Raw genomic sequence first — 16,786 nt, forward strand, 5'->3', positions numbered from 1 at the left:
CCCGGAACGGCGATGCCCCGGCGAACCGGGGCATCGTCGCTCGCGCGAACGCGACCGGTCACCAGGTGTAGGCGACCTTCGCGTAGGCGAACGCACCGCCGAAGCCGAACGGCGAGAGATTGCTGTAGGGGAACTGGCCGTTGGTGGAGTTGCCGAAGATGTTCTCGTCCGGATATTCGTTGAGCACGTTGTCCGCGCCCAGCGTCAGCGCCCAGTGGTCGCCGGGCTTGAACGTCGCCGAGACATCCACCAGCCACTTCGCCCCGTATTCCTGGTCGAGCGCGGCATTGTTGGGCGTCGTGCGCACGCTGCCGTAACGCGTGGTCCCGAGCGCGAAGGCCCAGTCGTCCACGTTCCAGGTGCCCGACAGCAGCAGCTTGTTGCGCGGGAAGCCGTCCTCGATGCGGCCGACCTCGACGCGATCGATGCGTTCGAGGTTGAGCCCGTTCTGGATCAGGGCGGCGGGGTTCGGCGCGATGCGGGTGATCTCGGTCCTGGTGTGGTTGTAGCCGGCGGTCAGGTCCACGCTGCTGGCGGCGAGCTCCCAGCGGTAGCTGCCGACGACGTCGATGCCGCGGGTGCGGGTGTCGATGGCGTTGGTGAAGTAACGGCCGCCGGTGATGCCGAAGATGCCCTGCGATTCGAGCAGGCGACGCACGGCGTCACCGGTGAGGTTGGACGACAGCGCGATGCGGTCGTCGACATCGATCTGGTAGGCGTCGACGGTGATGTAGAGCGCGTCGGCCGGCTGCAGCACCAGGCCCAGGCTGTAGGACAGCGATTCCTCGGGCCTCAGCGCCTCGGCGCCGAACGCCTGCGCGACCGGGCTGCTGGCGGGGAACGTGCGGATCTCGAACGGCGCGGTGATGCCGGGCAGGAACGTCGTGCTGACGGTCTGGAAATACTGCTGCGCCAGCGACGGTGCGCGGAACCCGCTCGACACCGTGCCGCGCAGCGCGACCGCATCGTTGAACGCGTAACGTGCCGAGAGCTTGCCCGAGACCTGGCTGCCGAAATCGTCGTAGTCCTCGTAACGTGCGGCGGCGCCGGCCGAGAACGTCTCGGTGAGGTCCGCCTCCAGGCTGGCGTAGACCGCATGGCTGTCGCGGTCGTACGCGCCGGCGACGCCGGGCGCGAAGCCGGCGAAGCCCTGCGCGCCGGCCGCCGCGCCGGGCACGCCGAGGCCTGCATTGGCGTAGGAGCCGAACTCGCCCGGCGACTGGTTCCACTTCTCGTTGCGCGCCTCCACGCCGAACGACAGCGTGGCCGGATACGCCAGGCCCAGTTCCAGCGGACGGCTGATGTCGAGGTTGACGATGTTCTGCGTCGTCTCCAGCGCGCCGTCGTAGAACGAGGTCGGGGAGCTTGCGCCCAGGCTCGCGTTGAGCGTGTTGCGCGTATAGAACTCGAGGTGGTTGTAGCCGTAGTTGTAGCTCAGGTCCCAGTTCCAGTCGCCGGCGAAGCCCTTGATGCCGGCGACCAGCGAGCGGTCCTTGGAGATGTTGTTGATTTCCGGCAGGAAGCCGTCGGGATAGAGGCTGCGGATGTTCTGCGTGGCGTTGTTCGGAGCGCGGAAGAACGCGAACGAGGTGATGTCGCGATTGCTCGCGGTGCCGAAGCCGTAGACACGCAGGCGCTCGGTCAGGGCGAAGTCGGTGTTGAAGCCGACGGCGCCGAAGTCGACCTCCGGCTCGCCGATCACGAAGGCCTTCTGGCCGAGCGCGGGCTGGGTGGGGCCGGGGGTGCCGGCGAATGGACGCGCGCGGTTGGTCTCCGCCTGCTGGCCGAGCTGCGCCGACAGGTGCAGGAAGCCGCGGTCGTCGCCGAGCGACAGCCCGGTGTCGCCCGCGATCTGGGCCTGCTTGCCGTCGCCGGCCGAATACTGGCCCGCACTCAGCGACAGGCTGCCGCCCTGCGACGCGCCCTTGAGCACCACGTTGACTACGCCCGCGATGGCATCGGAGCCGTATTGCGCCGAAGCGCCGTCACGCAGCACTTCGACGCGTTCGATCGCCGAGACCGGAATGGTGTTGAGGTCCACGGGCGCCGAACCGCGGCCGATCGTGCCGTTGAGGTTGAGCAGCGAGGACGTATGGCGGCGCTTGCCGTTGACCAGCACCAGCACCTGGTCGGGCGCGAGCCCGCGCAACTGGGCCGGGCGGATCGCCGAGGTGCCGTCGGTCAGGGCCGGACGCGGAAAGTTCAGCGAGGGCAGGGCGCGCGCGAGCGCGGTGGCCAGTTCGGTGGTGCCGGTGGCGGTCAGCGCCTCGGACGTGATGATGTCGATCGGCGACTGCGACTCCGCCACGGTGCGGTCCGCGACGCGCGTACCGGTGACGATCAGGGTGTCGAGGGTGGACGTGCGCGCCTGCGCATCGCCGGGGACCGGCTGGGCGAAGGTGGCGGTCGGAACGACCAGCGCCGCGACGACGGCGAGGCTGAGGGGGTGGGAACGGAGCATCGGGGGGCGACCTGTTGTTGGAGACGTAGGCCGCGGATTGGAGCGCGTTGTCCTGAAATCGTCAATGATCATAAAAACGATATACGATCGTTCTCATTGTGGAACGATAGGAGCGGCCCGGGACACGACGACGCCCCGGTGGGTGGACCGGGGCGTCGGGGCCGCGCGGGATGCCCGGGTCTACCAGCGGTAGGCGACGTTGCCGTAGACGAATGCGCCGTTGAACCCGAACGGGGAGCTGCCGCTCCATGGCAGCTGGCCGCCGGTGGAGTTGGCGAACAGCACCTCGTCGGGATACTGGTCGAGCACGTTGTCGCCCCCCACGGTGAAGGTCCAGCGGTCGAGCGAATACGCGAATGCGAGATCCAGCGTCCACGCCGCATCGAAGGTCTGGTCCAGCGCCGCCGTGCTGCCGCGGACGGTGAACTCCCCGTAGCGGGTGGCATTGACCGTGGCTTCCACCGCACCGACGTTCCAGGTCCCCCCCAGCAGCAGCTTGTCGCGCGGCGCCCCGACTTCGAAGCGCCCGCGTTCGACCCGGTCGAACCGCACTGCGGCCGGATCGATCGCGCTCAGGGTGGCGGGGTTGTCCGCCACCCGGTCGATGGTGGTCTTGTTGTAGTTGTAGCCGAGGGTGAGGTCGAGCCGGCTGTTCTCGAGCATCCAGGCATAGGTGCCCACCAGATCGACGCCGCGGGTGGTGGTGTCGATCGCATTGGTGAAGTAGCGTCCACCGCCGACGCCGGCGAAGCCGTTGGACTGCAGGTAGTTGCGCACCGCGGCCGAGGTCAGGTTGGCCGACAGCGAGATGCGGTCGTCGACCTCGATCTGGTAGGCGTCCACGGTGACGTACAGGCCCTCGGCCGGCTGCAGCACGACACCGAGGCTGTAGTTGGTGGATTCCTCCGCGCGGAGCGGCTCGGCGCCGAGGGCGATCGCCGCGGGGTTGGTCACGCGGAACGTGACGATGTCGAACGGCAGAGTGCCCTGGGGCGTCGCGATGAAGTTGGTCGCGGTCGACTGGAAATACTGTTGCTGCAGGGAGGGCGCGCGGAAGCCGGTGGAGGCCGTGGCGCGCATCGCGAACGCATCCGTGAAGGCGTAGCGCGCCGACAGCTTGAAGTTGCTCGTGTCGCCGAAATCGCTGAAGTCTTCGTAACGGCCCGCCACGCCGAGCGACAGCCGGTCGGTGAGGTCGGCTTCCAGGCCGGTGTAGAACGACAGCGCGTTGCGGTCGAAGTCGCCGCCATCGCCCGGACGGAAGCCGGAGAACACCTGCGCGCCAGGTAGCGGCGTGGTCTGGCCGGGGGCCACGACGCCGCCGTTCGCATACGACAGCGGCTCGCCCGGTGACTGGATGAAGCGGTCACCGCGCCATTCCGCGCCGTAGGACCAGGTCACCGGATAGTCGAGGCCCCATTCGAGCGAACGCCCGAAATCCAGGTTGAGCACGTGCTGGCGCACGTCCAGCGCCCCCGCGTAGAACTGGGTCGGCGACGTCGGCCCGAGGCTGCGGTTGAGCGTGTTGAGGATGTCGAACGTCATTTCGCTGGCACCGGTGGTGTAGCTGAAATCGACGGACGTGCCGCCCGCGGTGGTGGCCTTGAGCCCCGCGGTGACGTGATGATCGGTGGTGACGTTGTTGATCTGGGGCAGGAAACCGTCGGGATAGATGGCCGGAATGTTGCGTGGATCGCCTGCCGGTCGGAAAAAGCCGTTCGAGAGCGAATCGCGCCTGGTGTAGAGGCCGGTGCCGTAGACCTGCAGGTATTCGGTCACCGGCAATTCGGCGTTGAACGTCACCGAGCCGTGGTCGACTTCGGGATCGCCCTGGCGCTGGACCACCCGGCCGAGCGGCGCCGAGGTCGCCGTCGGTGTGCCGATGAACGGCCGCGCGCGGTTGGTCTGGTCCTGGTGCGCGCCCTGCGCGGACAGATGCACGAAGCCGTCGGCGCCGAGCCCGAAACCGGCATCGGCCAGCAGCTGGTACTGCGCGCCGTCGCCGGCGCTGTACTGGCCGTAGCGCCCGGACACTCCGCCGGTGCCGGCGCGCCCCTTGAGCACGATGTTGATGACGCCGGCGATGGCGTCCGAGCCGTACTGGGCCGAGGCGCCGTCGCGCAGCACCTCGACGCGTTCGATCGCCGAGATCGGAATCGTGTTGAGGTCGACCGGGGACGAGCTGCGCCCCTGCGAGCCGTTGACGTTGACCAGCGCGCCGGAGTGATAGCGCTTGCCGTTGACCAGTACGAGCACGTGATCCGGCGACAGGCCGCGGATCTGCGCCGGGCGCACGGCGTCGGTGCCGTCGTTGATCGCCGGGCGCGGGAAGTTCAGCGACGGCAGCGCGCGCGACAGCGCCGTGGCCAGCTCGGGTGTGCCGGTCGCGGTGAGCGCTTCGGGCGTGAGGATGTCGATCGGCGATTGCGACTCGGCCACGGTGCGATCGGCCACGCGGGTACCGGTGACGATCAGCGTGTCGAGCGTTCTCGGGCCCTGTGCGGCGGGCGCGTCCTGGGCGAGGGCGGGCGCGGTGGCCAGGATGGCGAGCAGGGCGAGGTGCAACGGGTGTCGGGTCATGCGGCGGTCCTTTGTGGGCAGGAGAGCGATGCGGGCGACTGCACTTCGGCTTTAACACGCCCGTAACAACCCGGCAAAGGTTTCATCGGTATCCAATCCGGCGGGTGGACTGTACGGCGTCGACGGACGGAGGGAAGGCGCCCGGTCCCGGGCGGTGCCGCGCGCTCCGGTAGAATCGCCGGATGATCGCTTTCAAGAATTTCGCCCTGCGGCGCGGCGAACGCCTGCTCCTGTCCGAAGTCGACCTGACCATGCATGCCGGCTGGCGCGTGGGCGTGGTCGGCCGCAACGGCACCGGCAAGTCCTCCCTGTTCGCGGCCGTGCGCGGCGAGGTGGAGGCCGACAAGGGCGATCTCGACCTGCCCAACCGGCTACGCCTGGCCAGCATCGCCCAGGAGATGCCCTCGCTCCCGGACCCGGCGCTGGATTTCGTGCTCGGCGGCGACGCCGTGGTGGCCGCGGTGCTCAAGGCCGAAGCCGATGCGCTGGCCGCCGAGGACTGGGAAGCGGTCGCCGACGTGCACCTGCGCATGGCCGAGGTCGGCGCCTACGACGCCGGCGCGCGCGCCGGCAAGCTGCTGCACGGACTCGGGTTTCCGGCCGAGACCCACCAGCGTGCGGTCGCGACGTTCTCCGGCGGCTGGCGCGTGCGCCTGAACCTGGCGCGTGCGCTGATGACGCCCAGCGACATGCTGCTGCTCGACGAGCCCACCAACCATCTCGATCTCGACGCGGTGCTGTGGCTCGAGCAATGGCTGCTGAAGTATCCGGGCACGCTGCTGCTGATCTCGCACGACCGCGAGTTCCTCGACAACGTCTGCACCCACACGCTGCACCTGCACGGCGGCAAGGCCAAGCTCTACACCGGCGACTACACCTCGTTCGAGCGCCAGCGCTCCGAGCAGCTGCGCCTGCAGCAGATCACCCACGAGAAGACCCAGGCCGAACGCGCGCACCTGCAGAAGTTCATCGACCGCTTCAAGGCCAGCGCGGCCAAGGCCAAGCAGGCGCAGTCGCGGGTCAAGCGCCTGGCCAAGATGGCCGACACCGAAGCGGTGCGCGCCGAGCGCGAGGTGCGGATCGACTTCCCGGCGCCGGTGAAGCTGCCGCACGCGCTGCTGCGGATCAATCACGGCACCTGCGGCTATCCGGCCGCCGACGGGCAGGTGGTGATTCTCGACGCCGTGGGCTTCGGCCTGGAGGCGGGCGATCGCATCGGCCTGCTCGGCCCCAACGGCGCCGGCAAGTCCACCCTGGTCAAGACCCTGGTCGGTGAGCTCCCGCTGCTGGCCGGCGAGCGTTACGCCCACCCGGACCTGCGCATCGGCTACTTCGCCCAGCACACGGTGGAATCGCTGGTGGCCGGCACCTCGCCGATCGATCACCTGCGCGAACTGTCGCCGAACGTGGCCGTCCAGGACTTCCGCAACTTCCTCGGCAAGTGGAGCTTCCCCGGCGACCGCGCCTTCGAGAGCATCGACGGCTTCTCGGGCGGCGAGCGCGCCCGTCTGGCCCTCGCCCTGATCGCATGGCTGCAGCCCAACGTGCTGCTGCTCGACGAGCCGACCAACCATCTCGATCTCGAGATGCGCGAAGCGCTGGCCGAAGCGTTGAGCGACTTCCCCGGCGCGATCGTGCTGGTCTCGCACGACCGGCATCTGATCGGCCTGGTCAGCGATACGTTCTGGCGGGTCTCCGACGGCGTGGTGATTCCCTTCGACGGCGACCTCGACGAATACGCCGCGTGGCTGCGTGCGCGGGGCAATTCAGGCGAACTGCGCACGCCGCCCGCGCAGCCGGCCGTCGCCGCGGCGGCCCCCGTCCCGGCGAAGGGCCGGGCGAAGGCCAATCCCCACAAACTGCAGAAGGCCGAGGCCCGGGTGGCCGAACTGGAGCAGGCGCTGGCGGACATCGAGCGCGCGCTGGCCGACCCGTCGACCTACGCCGACGCCGCCCGGGCGGCGACGCTCGGACAGCAGCAGGCGAGCCTGCGCGCAGCGCTGGAAACCGCCGAAGGCGAGCTGCTCTCGCTCTACGACGCGGCCTGAGCGGCGTGCATCCGGGGTGACCCGGGTTGCCGCTGCGGCGCGCGGGCGGGTAGGGTGGAGCGATGAAACCGACCCTGCTCCGTCCGACACTGCTCGCCGTCACGCTCGCGCTCGCCGCGTGCGGCGCCGACGAACCCGCCGACTCCGCGCGCCCCGCGCCGGCCAATCCCACGGCCGATGCCGCTGCTGCAGCCGCCGCGGCCGATGCCGCGCGCGAACGTGTGCCGGCCGACGAATTCCTCGCCGCGCTCGCGCGCCACTGCGGGGAGGCGTTCGCCGGACGCATCCTCGCCAACGAGCCGGCCCCGGCGCCCGACGCCGCGCCGGACCCGTTCGAAGGCAAGGACCTGGTGATGCACGTGCGCGGCTGCAGCGAGAAGGAAGCCGAGCTGCGCATTCCCTTCCATGTCGGCGACGACCACTCGCGCACCTGGATCCTCACGCGCACCGAGAGAGGCCTGCGCCTGAAGCACGACCACCGCCTGCCGGACGGCAGCGACGACCCGGTGACCATGTACGGCGGCGACACCCGCGACGCGGGCACCGCGCAGCGCCAGGAATTCCCGGTCGATGCCGAGTCGATCGCGATGTTCGAGCGCGAAGGCCTCGCCGCGTCGGTCACCAATACCTGGGCGATGGAGATCGAGCCCCGCCAGCGCTTCGTCTATGAACTGGCCCGTCCGGGCGGCCGCAAGTTCCAGGTCGAGTTCGACCTGACCAAAACCGTCGCCGCGCCGCCGACACCCTGGGGCTACTGACCGCCGCGCCAGTCGCGCGCCCTCAGGGCGCGACTGGCGTCAGCGCGTTCTGCGCCTGCAGCCACAGGCGCAACTGCTTCACCGGCTCGCGCTCCGGTCGCGAGCGAAGTCGGGTTAACCAGTAGCGGCCCAGGTCGATGCCGATGTCGAATGGCTGCAGCAGACGGCCTTCGCGCAGGTCGCGCTCGAACATCGCCAGGGGCAGCAGGGCAATGCCAGCACCTGCAGCGGCGGCGCCGGCGAGCGCCAGCGACGAATCGAATACCGCCCCGCGCGCCTCGATGCCGTCGACGCGTGCGGCCGCGAACCAGCGTGGCCATTCGTCCTCGCGGTAGGACCGCAGCAATGGCAGCGCAATCAGATCCTGCGGCGTACGCAGACGATGCGCGACGGAGGGTGCGCAGACCGGTGCGAACCGGGTGTCGGCGATCGGCGTGCAGTCCAGGCCCTGCCAATCGCCGTGGCCGAAGCGGATGGCGGCATCCAGCCCCTCGCTGGCCAGGTCGATGCGGTTGTTGTGGGTGGACAGGCGCAGGTCGACGCCGGGATGCGCCGCCTCGAATCCGGCCAGGCGAGGCAGCAGCCAGCCGTTGACGAACGTGCCCACCGCGCCCAGCGTGACGACCTCGCTTGGCGCCGTCGAGCAGGCACGGTTGAGCGCTGCGGCAATCTGGTCGAAAGCGTCGTTGAGCACCGGATACAGCGCGACCGCTTCATCGCTCAGGGCGACGCCCCGCGGCAGCCGATGGAACAGGCGGATGCCCAGGCTCGCCTCCAGCTTGCGGATCTGATGGCTCAGCGCCGCCTGGCTGACATGTAGTTCTAGTGCCGCGCGGGTGAGGTTCTGGTGGCGGGCCGCAGCCTCGAAGGCGCGCAGCGCGTTAAGCGGCAGGGGCGGTCGGGACATATGCGTCGTGATGAGCGGAATCGATGGATCCTCGCATGTGGCCGCAGTGTTTTCCCTAGAAGGCGCCCCAGCCATGAGGTTTGCTGTGGGCAGGCACCGAATAAACGTGCTGGTGGATGTTCCGGGCCGCTTCCAGACTCGAACGCCAATCCCACGGAGATATCGCGATGCACCCACGACGCGCCTTCCTGAAAACCGCCGGCGGTATGGCGCTGCTCGCTGCCGCGGCGCCGCTGCTGGCCAGGGCCGACGACGCGGCCGCCGCCACACTGCAGGCGGCGGCGGATCCCGCAGCGCTGGAGGCCGCGAGTGGCGGTCGGCTCGGCATGTGCCTGGTGCACTCGGTGCGCGGCCAGGTCACGGGCCATCGCGCCGACGAGGCCTTCCCCACGGCCAGCACGATCAAGTTCGCGCTGAGCGCAGCGATCCTGGCGCAGGCCGATGCCGGGGCGCTCTCGCTCGATGACCGCATCGCCGTGCGTGCACAGGACGTCCGGTCCGGCGCGCCCGTCAGCGGACGTCATATAGGCAAGGACATGACCGTACGCGACCTCTGCCGCGGCGGCATGGTGTGGAGCGACAACCCGGCAGTAAACCTGCTCTTGCCGCTGGTGGGCGGTGAAACGGGCTTCCAGGCTTTCCTGCGCCGACACGGCGACCTGAAGACCGATCCGCGCCGCATCATGGAGGGCGGCAGCACCACCACCCCGCAGGCCATGGCCGACAACCTCCGGCGGTTCGTGGTCGAGGACACCCTGTCGCGGCCGTCGCGCCTGCAACTGGCCGACTGGTTGATCGAGAACCGCACCGGTGACGCCCGCATCCGGGCCGCCATGCCAGCGGGCTGGCGGGTCGGCGACAAGACCGGCGGCATGCAGGGCGTCAGCAACGACATCGCAGTGCTCTGGCCCCTGGCGGGCGGCGAGCCCTGGTTGCTGACGCTCTATTTGCGTGAGTCGCCGCTGGACGCGGCCGGGCGCGACGCGGTGCTTCGCCGCGCGACCGAGCTGGCAGCGGTGCATCTGTCCACCGCTTGACGGCGCCGGCGCGCCCGGTCGGCGCGGTGTTCGGCCGCTCGGGGCACGCGAAAAACCGTGGCCACGGAAAATCCCGCACAATCGCGCCCCGGCCGGATTGAACCCGTCCGGGGCGTCCGCATCGCGGGCGTCCGTCATTCCCAGCAACTCCAGCCAGCGCCCCGCCATGCCGATCTATGCCTTCCAGTGCGCCGAATGCGGCCACAGTTTCGACCGTCTGCAGAAGATGTCCGATCCTGATCCCGAGACCTGCCCGGAGTGCGGCGCGTCGGCGGTCAAGCGGCAACTCACCGCGCCCTCGTTCCGCCTCGCCGGCAGCGGCTGGTACGAGACCGACTTCAAGAAGGACGGCGACAAGAAGCGCAACCTAGTCGAGAGCGGCGACGGCGCCAAGTCCGGCGGTGATAAGCCTGCGGCCGATGCGCCTGCGGCCAAGGCCGAGTCCAAGCCTGCGGCCAGCGAATCCAAGCCGGCCGCCAAGCCGGCTGCGAAGCCCGCCTCGGCGGACTGACGCGCCTGCCGCCGCGTCCGCGGCGGCGACGCTTTAAACTAGCGGGCTTGCATCCAGCACGGCCGTCGTCACGGCGGCCCGTGCGCCCGCGCTTTCGTGTCCGGAGTTCCCATGCGTACCCATTTCTGCGGCCTGATCGATGAATCGCTGATCGGCCAGACCGTCACCCTGTGCGGCTGGGCCGACGTCGCCCGCGACCTCGGCGGCGTCTGCTTCATCGACCTGCGCGACCACGAAGGCATCGTGCAGGTGGTCGCGGAAGCGTCGGACGCGGACGGCAATGCCGCCGTCGTCGCGACGGCCGAGCAGGTGGGCTACGAGGATTGCCTGCGCATCACCGGCACGGTGCGTGCGCGGCATTCGGTCAACGCGAAGATCCGCACCGGCCAGGTCGAGATCGTTGCCACGCAGATCGAGGTGTTGAACAAGGCCGAGCCGCTGCCGTTCCACCATCACGAGAACCCGGGCGAAGAGACGCGCCTGAAGTACCGCTATCTCGACCTGCGCAGCCCCGACATGCAGCGCAAGATGCGCACGCGCACCAAGCTGGTCAGCGCGCTGCGCCACTGGCTGGACGACAAGGGCTTCCAGGACATCGAGACGCCGATCCTGACCAAGGCGACGCCGGAAGGCGCGCGCGACTTCCTGGTGCCGGCGCGCATGCATCCGGGCGAGTTCTACGCACTGCCGCAGTCACCGCAGCTGTTCAAGCAGATCCTGATGATGGCGGGCTTCGACCGCTACTACCAGATCGCGCGCTGCTTCCGCGACGAGGCATTGCGCGCCGATCGCCAGCTGGAATTCACCCAGCTCGACATGGAGTTCGCCTGGGTCTCGGAGCGTGACGTGCAGGATCTCGTCGAGGCGATGATCCGCGACGTGTTCCGCGATGTCGCCGGCGTCGAGCTCGCCGCCGAGTTCCCGCGGATGACCTACGCCGAGGCGATGCGTCGCTACGGCTCGGACAAGCCTGACCTGCGCATCGCGCTGGAACTGGTGGACGTGGCCGATCTGGTCAAGGACAGCCAGTTCGCGGTGTTCACCGGGCCGGCCAATGAGGCCGACGGCCGCGTCTGCGCGCTGCGCATTCCGGGTGGCGCGTCGCTCTCGCGCAAGCAGATCGACGAGTACGCCGCGCATGCCGGCAAGTACGGCGCGAAGGGCCTGGCCTACATCAAGATTTCGGAGACCGGCGAGGTGTCGTCGCCGATCCAGAAGTTCTTCGACGAGGCCGCGTTCGCGGGTCTGGTGTCGCACGTCGGCGCCGGCAATGGCGACCTCGTGTTCTTCGGCGCCGGCAAGTATTCGACCGTCAGCGATTTCATGGGCGCGGTGCGCCTGAAGGCCGGCAAGGATTTCAATCTTGTTGCCGACGGTTGGGCGCCGCTGTGGGTTACGGATTTTCCGATGTTCGAATGGGACGACGAGGCGCAGCGCTACGTCGCGCTGCATCACCCCTTCACCGCGCCGTCGGTCGACGACCAGTCCGACCTGCGCGCGAACGCCGCGACGGCGGTATCGCGCGGCTACGACATGGTGCTCAACGGCAACGAGATCGGCGGCGGTTCGATCCGTATCCACCGCGCGTCGATGCAGTCGGCGGTGTTCGAACTGCTCGGCATCGGCGCCGAAGAGGCGCAGGCGAAGTTCGGCTTCCTGCTCGACGCGCTGAAGTACGGCGCGCCGCCGCACGGCGGCATCGCGTTCGGCATCGACCGCATCGCCGCGCTGATGGCGGGCACGGAGTCGATCCGCGACGTCATCGCGTTCCCGAAAACCACGGGCGCGCAGTGCCTGATGACCGATGCGCCGTCGCCGATCGCGGACGCGCAGCTGGCGGAAGTGCATATCCAGGTGCGTCCGCGGGCCTCGTCTGCTGCGCAGTGAGTCCCCCACAATTCCGCTGAGCGGAATCGCGGGCCCCGGCGCAGTGCTCCAGATCCCCCGCGGCTGTCGCCGCGCCCCCCCCTCGACTCAAGGGGGGCCCCACGTCGGAAGGTTCTCGCATGATCGAGCAATCCGTTGACGCTGCGTCCAAGACGACGGCGACACTCCGCCGCGCCACTGTCGACGACGCGCAGACGCTGTCGACGCTGGCCGCGCGCACCTTCACCGAGACCTTCGGCCATCTGTATCCGGCGGCGGATCTGGCGGCGTTTCTCGCCGATGCCTACGCGGTGGAGAAGCAGCGCACGATCCTCGCGCATCCGGACTATGCGGTCTGGCTTCTGGAACACGCCGGCGAGGCGGTCGGCCACGCCGCGGCCGGCCCCTGCGGGCTACCGCATGCCGATGTGGCGCGGGGCGACGGCGAGATCAAGCGGTTGTATCTGCTGCAGGGCTACCAGGGCGGCGGCAACGGCACGCGGATGATGGACGCGATCATGGCGTGGCTGCTGCGGGATGGCCCGCGCACGCTGTGGGTCGGCGCGTGGTCGGAGAATTCCGGCGCGCAGCGTTTCTACGCACGCCACGGCTTCGACAGGGTCGGCGAGTACATCTTCCCGGTCGGGTCGATCAACGATCTTGAATTCATCCTGCGCCGTCCGGCGCAGCCGTGAACCGGGGCGCCGCGCGGGTCCCGCGTCGGCCGCGTGTCGTGCATGAAAACGCCGGCCGCACGGGTGTGCGGCCGGCGATGCATGGACTGCAGTGAGCGGTCTAGCGACGCAGGAAGGCGAGCAGGTCCTGGTTGAGCCGGTCCTTGTGCGTGTCGGTGATGCCGTGCGGCGCGCCGGGGTACAGGATCACCTCGGCCTGGGCCACGTGGCGCGGCACCAGCTGGGCCGACATCGCCGGCGGCACGATCTGGTCGTCCGCGCCGTGGATCACCAGCGTGGGCACATCGAACTTCGCGAGGTCGGGACGGAAGTCGGTGGCCGAGAACGCTTTGATCGAGTCGAACGTGTTCTTGTGGCCGGCCTGCATGCCCTGCACGTAGAAGTTCTGCACCAGCCCCGCGTTGACGGTGGCGCCGGGCCGGTTGAAGCCGAAGAACGGGCCCGAGGCGATGTCGAGGTATTGCTGCGCGCGGTTCGCCTGCGCCGCCGCGCGGAAGCCGTCGAACAGGTCGATCGGCGCGCCGTCGGGGTTGTCGTCGGTCTTGAGCATGAAGGGCGTGACCGCACCGACCAGCACCGCCTTCTTCACCCGGCCGGTGCCGTGGCGGCCGATGTAGCGTGCGACCTCGCCGCCGCCGGTGGAGAAGCCCACCAGGGTGACGTCGCGCAGATCGAGCGCATTGATCACCGCGGCCAGATCGTCGGCGTAGTGGTCCATGTCGTTGCCGTCCCAGGGCTGGCTGGAGCGGCCGTGACCGCGGCGGTCGTGGGCGACGACGCGATAGCCCTGCTCGGCGAGAAACAGCATCTGCGATTCCCAGCTGTCCGAGCTCAGCGGCCAGCCGTGGCTGAAGGTCACGACCGGGCCGTCCTTCGGGCCCCAGTCCTTGACGTAGAGGCGCACGCCGTCGGCGGTGACGACATGGGTGCCGTCGACGGTGGCAGCGGCGATCCGGGCGGGTTCGACCGGCGGCGCGGCGTGCGCGACGTGGAGGGCGGTGGCCAGCAGGCTGGCGGCGACGGTGCGGGTGAACGTGTTCATGGCGGATCCTCGTCTGTGGGGTGGGGCGGGTAGGGCGTGGGGGGTGCGGGTGGATCAGTCGGCGATCGACAGGGTCACGTCGATGTTTCCGCGCGTGGCGTTGGAGTACGGGCAGACGCCGTGGGCCTGCTCGACCAGGCGTTGCAGCAGGTCGCGGTCGATGCCGGGTGCCGCGATGGTCAACTCGGCCTCGAGGCCGAATCCGGTCGAGACCGGGCCGATACCGACCGTGCCGGTGACCGTGGTGGTCGCCGGCAGCGCGACCTTCTGCTTACCGGCGACGAACTTCAGCGCGCCGAGAAAACAGGCCGAGTACCCGGCGGCGAACAGCTGCTCGGGATTGGTGCCGGGGCCGCCGGCGCCGCCGAGCTCGCGGGGCGTGGACAGGGCGACGTCGAGCACGCGGTCGGAGGAGTGGGCGCGGCCGTCACGCCCGCCGGTGGCGGTGGCCGAGGCGGTGTAGAGGGTCTTCTCGATGGACATGGCGGAGTTCCTGGTCGGTGGGCGGTGCTGCCCGGTGAGTCCACTTTGCGCACCGTGTCGGGATCCGAGGTGATATAAAATCCGTAAAACTTGACCTGGAGTCCGATGGTGACCGATCGTCTCGCGGCGCTGATGGCGCATTTCCCGATGAATGCCCGCGTGTTCAATGCCGGCGCGCTGTGCGGCATCAACACGCTCGACAGCGACGGCGTGCACGGCCAGTTGCACCTGGTGCGCAGCGGCGCAGTGGAAGTGCACTACGGAGGCACAACGCTGTCGATCGCCGGACCCGGCCTGCTGCTGTTCGCCCGCCCCACCGCGCATCGCTTCGTCACGGATCCCGATCGCGGCGCGGACATGGTCTGCGCCCATCTCGGCTTCGAGGGCGGCGCCGACAATCCGGTCGCCGCCGCGCTGCCGGAGGTGGTGTGCCTGCCGCTGGACGAGATCGCCGGCGCCGGGCCGGTGTTGGGGTTGCTGTTCGAGGAGGCCTTCGACCAGCGCTGCGGGCGGCTGGCCCTGATCGAGCGCCTGTTCGAGGTGATGATGATCCAGGTGCTGCGGCAATTGATGGAACGCGGCGAGGTGCAGGGAGGGTTGCTGTCCGGGCTGTCGCACCCGCGCGTGCGCAATGCCCTGGTCGCGATGCACGAGGCGCCGGCGGACGCGTGGACCCTGGAGTCGCTGGCGCGGGCGGCCGGCATGTCGCGCAGCGCGTTCGCGACCACCTTCGTCGACGTGGTCGGCACGACCCCTGGCCAGTACCTGCAGGGATGGCGCGTGCGACTGGCCAGGCAGGCACTGCGCCGTGGCCGCCCGCTGAAGCTGATCGCCGACGAGGTCGGTTACGGCAGCGAGGCCGCGCTGTCGCGCGCGTTCAAGGCGCAGACAGGACTTTCGCCACGCGCATGGAAGACTCGTCAATCCGTCGCATGACACACGAGGTTCGAGTGATTCTGTCCGCGCCATGGCCCGAAGCGCCGCCGCCATGCTGACGCCGCCCGGGCGCACGCCCGACCGGGTGATCCTGCTGCACGGACTGTGGATGGTCGGCCTGACCATGCGCCGGTTCGCGCGTGGTCTGCGTGCCGCGGGGTTCGAACCGGAGATCGTGGGATACGACAGCATCGCCGGGGGCCCGAGCCCGGCGGTCGAGCGCCTGCACGCGGCACTGCGCGACGGCGGCCCGGCGCACGTCGTCGGTCACAGCCTGGGCGGTCTGGTGGCGGTGCGCGAGCTCGCCGAGCATCCCGATGCACCGGTGGGTCGGGTGGTCTGCCTGGGCACCCCGCTGTGCGGCAGCCGGGCCGCGGCGCGTCTGGCGGAGGTGCCGTTGTCGGGCCTGTATTTCGGGCGCAGCGCGGAGATCCTGCTGGACGGCTGCGCCACGTGGCCGGCCGGATTCGAGGTGGGGATGATCGCTGGCTGCGTTCCGCGCGGACTCGGCGCGCTGGTGGCGGGGTTCACCGAGCCGCACGACGGCACGGTGGCGGTCTCGGAGACCCGCGCGCCGGGCCTGGCGGACCATGTGGTGGTCGAGGCGAGTCACAGCGGGCTGCTGCTCTCGGCCGAGGCCATCGGCCAGGCGGCGGCCTTCCTGCGCGCGGGCCGGTTCCTGGACGGCGGGGCGGCGGGCGTCGCGGTGTAAAATCGCCGCCTCACTGCAGATACGGGTTTCCAGATGGGCCGAGGACCTTCGATCGAGGCGCGCAAGAACGCCACTGATGCCAAGCGCGGCAAGATCTTCACCAAGATCATCCGCGAGATCGGTGTGGCGGCGCGCGCCGGCGGCGGCGATCCGGCCAACAACCCGCGCCTGCGCGCGGCGATCGACAAGGGCATGGCCCAGAACATGTCCAAGGACGTGGTCGAGCGCGCGATCAAGAAAGCCACCGGCGAGCTCGAAGGCGTCGAGTACGAGGAGATCCGCTACGAGGGCTACGCCCCCGGCGGGGTCGCGGTGATCGTCGACACGCTCACCGACAACCGCGTGCGCACCGTCGCCGAAGTGCGGCATGCCTTCGGCAAGTGCGGCGGCAACATGGGCACCGAGGGCTCGGTCGCCTTCATGTTCAAGCGCCTGGGCGTGCTGAGCTTCGAGGGCATGGATGAGGACCGGGTGACCGAGGCCGCGATCGAGGCCGGCGCCGACGACGTGGTGGTGTATCCGGAGGACGGCGCGATCGACGTCATCACCACGCCCGAGGCCTTCGAGTCGGTGCGCGATGCGATGGTCGCCGCCGGCATCGTCGCGGGGCATGCGGAGGTGACCTATCGCGCCGATACCGACACCGCCGTCGACGGCGAGACCGCCGACCAGGTGCGCAAGATGCTCGACCTGCTCGAGGACCTGGACGACGTGCAGGCCGTCTACTCGAACGCGTTGTTCGGCTAGGCC

14 protein-coding genes are annotated in these 16,786 nt (G+C 69.5%); 9 read left to right on the plus strand and 5 right to left on the minus strand.

Translation table 11 applies throughout. From position 1 onward, the window contains the following. Positions 1-58 precede the first annotated feature (58 nt). A complete protein-coding gene (locus tag H0E82_RS06250; RefSeq protein WP_180544585.1) occupies positions 59-2,461 on the minus strand; it encodes a TonB-dependent receptor plug domain-containing protein in 2,403 nt (800 codons plus the stop codon). Positions 2,462-2,641: 180 nt separating this feature from the next. Next, on the minus strand, positions 2,642-5,041 hold the full coding sequence (locus tag H0E82_RS06255) for a TonB-dependent receptor plug domain-containing protein (RefSeq protein WP_180544586.1): 2,400 nt from the start codon (positions 5,039-5,041) through the stop codon (positions 2,642-2,644). Between the two features lie 182 nt (positions 5,042-5,223). Between H0E82_RS06255 and H0E82_RS06260 the strand changes: the two genes are divergently transcribed. Further along, a complete protein-coding gene (locus H0E82_RS06260) occupies positions 5,224-7,089 on the plus strand; it encodes an ABC-F family ATP-binding cassette domain-containing protein (protein ID WP_180544587.1) in 1,866 nt (621 codons plus the stop codon). Positions 7,090-7,151: 62 nt separating this feature from the next. Further along, positions 7,152-7,847, plus strand: coding sequence for a hypothetical protein (locus H0E82_RS06265; RefSeq protein ID WP_180544588.1), 696 nt, complete (start codon positions 7,152-7,154; stop codon positions 7,845-7,847). A 22-nt stretch (positions 7,848-7,869) separates the two neighbouring features. Here H0E82_RS06265 and H0E82_RS06270 read toward each other — a convergent pair whose 3' ends face one another. Then, positions 7,870-8,754, minus strand: coding sequence for a LysR family transcriptional regulator (locus H0E82_RS06270; protein WP_180544589.1), 885 nt, complete (start codon positions 8,752-8,754; stop codon positions 7,870-7,872). A 167-nt stretch (positions 8,755-8,921) separates the two neighbouring features. Between H0E82_RS06270 and bla the strand changes: the two genes are divergently transcribed. From bla to H0E82_RS06290, 4 genes are all read left to right on the plus strand, one after another. Beyond that, a complete protein-coding gene (gene bla / locus H0E82_RS06275) occupies positions 8,922-9,791 on the plus strand; it encodes a class A beta-lactamase (protein ID WP_180544590.1) in 870 nt (289 codons plus the stop codon). Between the two features lie 166 nt (positions 9,792-9,957). Further along, complete coding sequence (locus H0E82_RS06280; protein WP_180544591.1) at positions 9,958-10,302, plus strand: FmdB family zinc ribbon protein; 345 nt, start codon at positions 9,958-9,960, stop codon at positions 10,300-10,302. Between the two features lie 111 nt (positions 10,303-10,413). Further along, entirely contained in the window at positions 10,414-12,189 is a 1,776-nt protein-coding gene (aspS, locus tag H0E82_RS06285) for an aspartate--tRNA ligase (protein ID WP_180544592.1), read from the plus strand. A 119-nt stretch (positions 12,190-12,308) separates the two neighbouring features. After that, a complete protein-coding gene (locus H0E82_RS06290; protein ID WP_180544593.1) occupies positions 12,309-12,863 on the plus strand; it encodes a GNAT family N-acetyltransferase in 555 nt (184 codons plus the stop codon). 100 nt (positions 12,864-12,963) lie between these two features. Here the strand turns inward: H0E82_RS06290 and H0E82_RS06295 are convergent, their stop codons facing one another. Together H0E82_RS06295 and H0E82_RS06300 are read right to left on the minus strand one after the other, a co-directional pair. Continuing rightward, entirely contained in the window at positions 12,964-13,905 is a 942-nt protein-coding gene (locus H0E82_RS06295) for an alpha/beta fold hydrolase (protein WP_180544594.1), read from the minus strand. 54 nt (positions 13,906-13,959) lie between these two features. Next, entirely contained in the window at positions 13,960-14,388 is a 429-nt protein-coding gene (locus H0E82_RS06300; protein WP_180544595.1) for an organic hydroperoxide resistance protein, read from the minus strand. A 108-nt stretch (positions 14,389-14,496) separates the two neighbouring features. Here H0E82_RS06300 and H0E82_RS06305 point away from each other — a divergent pair, with 108 nt between their 5' ends. The 3 genes from H0E82_RS06305 to H0E82_RS06315 are packed head-to-tail and all read left to right on the plus strand — an operon-like array spanning position 14,497 to position 16,783. Then, a complete protein-coding gene (locus tag H0E82_RS06305) occupies positions 14,497-15,324 on the plus strand; it encodes an AraC family transcriptional regulator (protein WP_180544596.1) in 828 nt (275 codons plus the stop codon). A 31-nt stretch (positions 15,325-15,355) separates the two neighbouring features. After that, positions 15,356-16,036 carry an esterase/lipase family protein gene (locus tag H0E82_RS06310; protein WP_180544597.1) on the plus strand — a complete coding sequence of 227 codons (681 nt, stop codon included), beginning with the start codon at positions 15,356-15,358 and terminating at the stop codon, positions 16,034-16,036. Between the two features lie 33 nt (positions 16,037-16,069). Then, on the plus strand, positions 16,070-16,783 hold the full coding sequence (locus tag H0E82_RS06315; protein ID WP_180544598.1) for a YebC/PmpR family DNA-binding transcriptional regulator: 714 nt from the start codon (positions 16,070-16,072) through the stop codon (positions 16,781-16,783). The last annotated feature ends 3 nt before the right edge of the window (positions 16,784-16,786 follow it).

This window comes from Luteimonas deserti, assembly GCF_013425765.1.
Taxonomy (GTDB): domain Bacteria; phylum Pseudomonadota; class Gammaproteobacteria; order Xanthomonadales; family Xanthomonadaceae; genus Luteimonas; species Luteimonas deserti.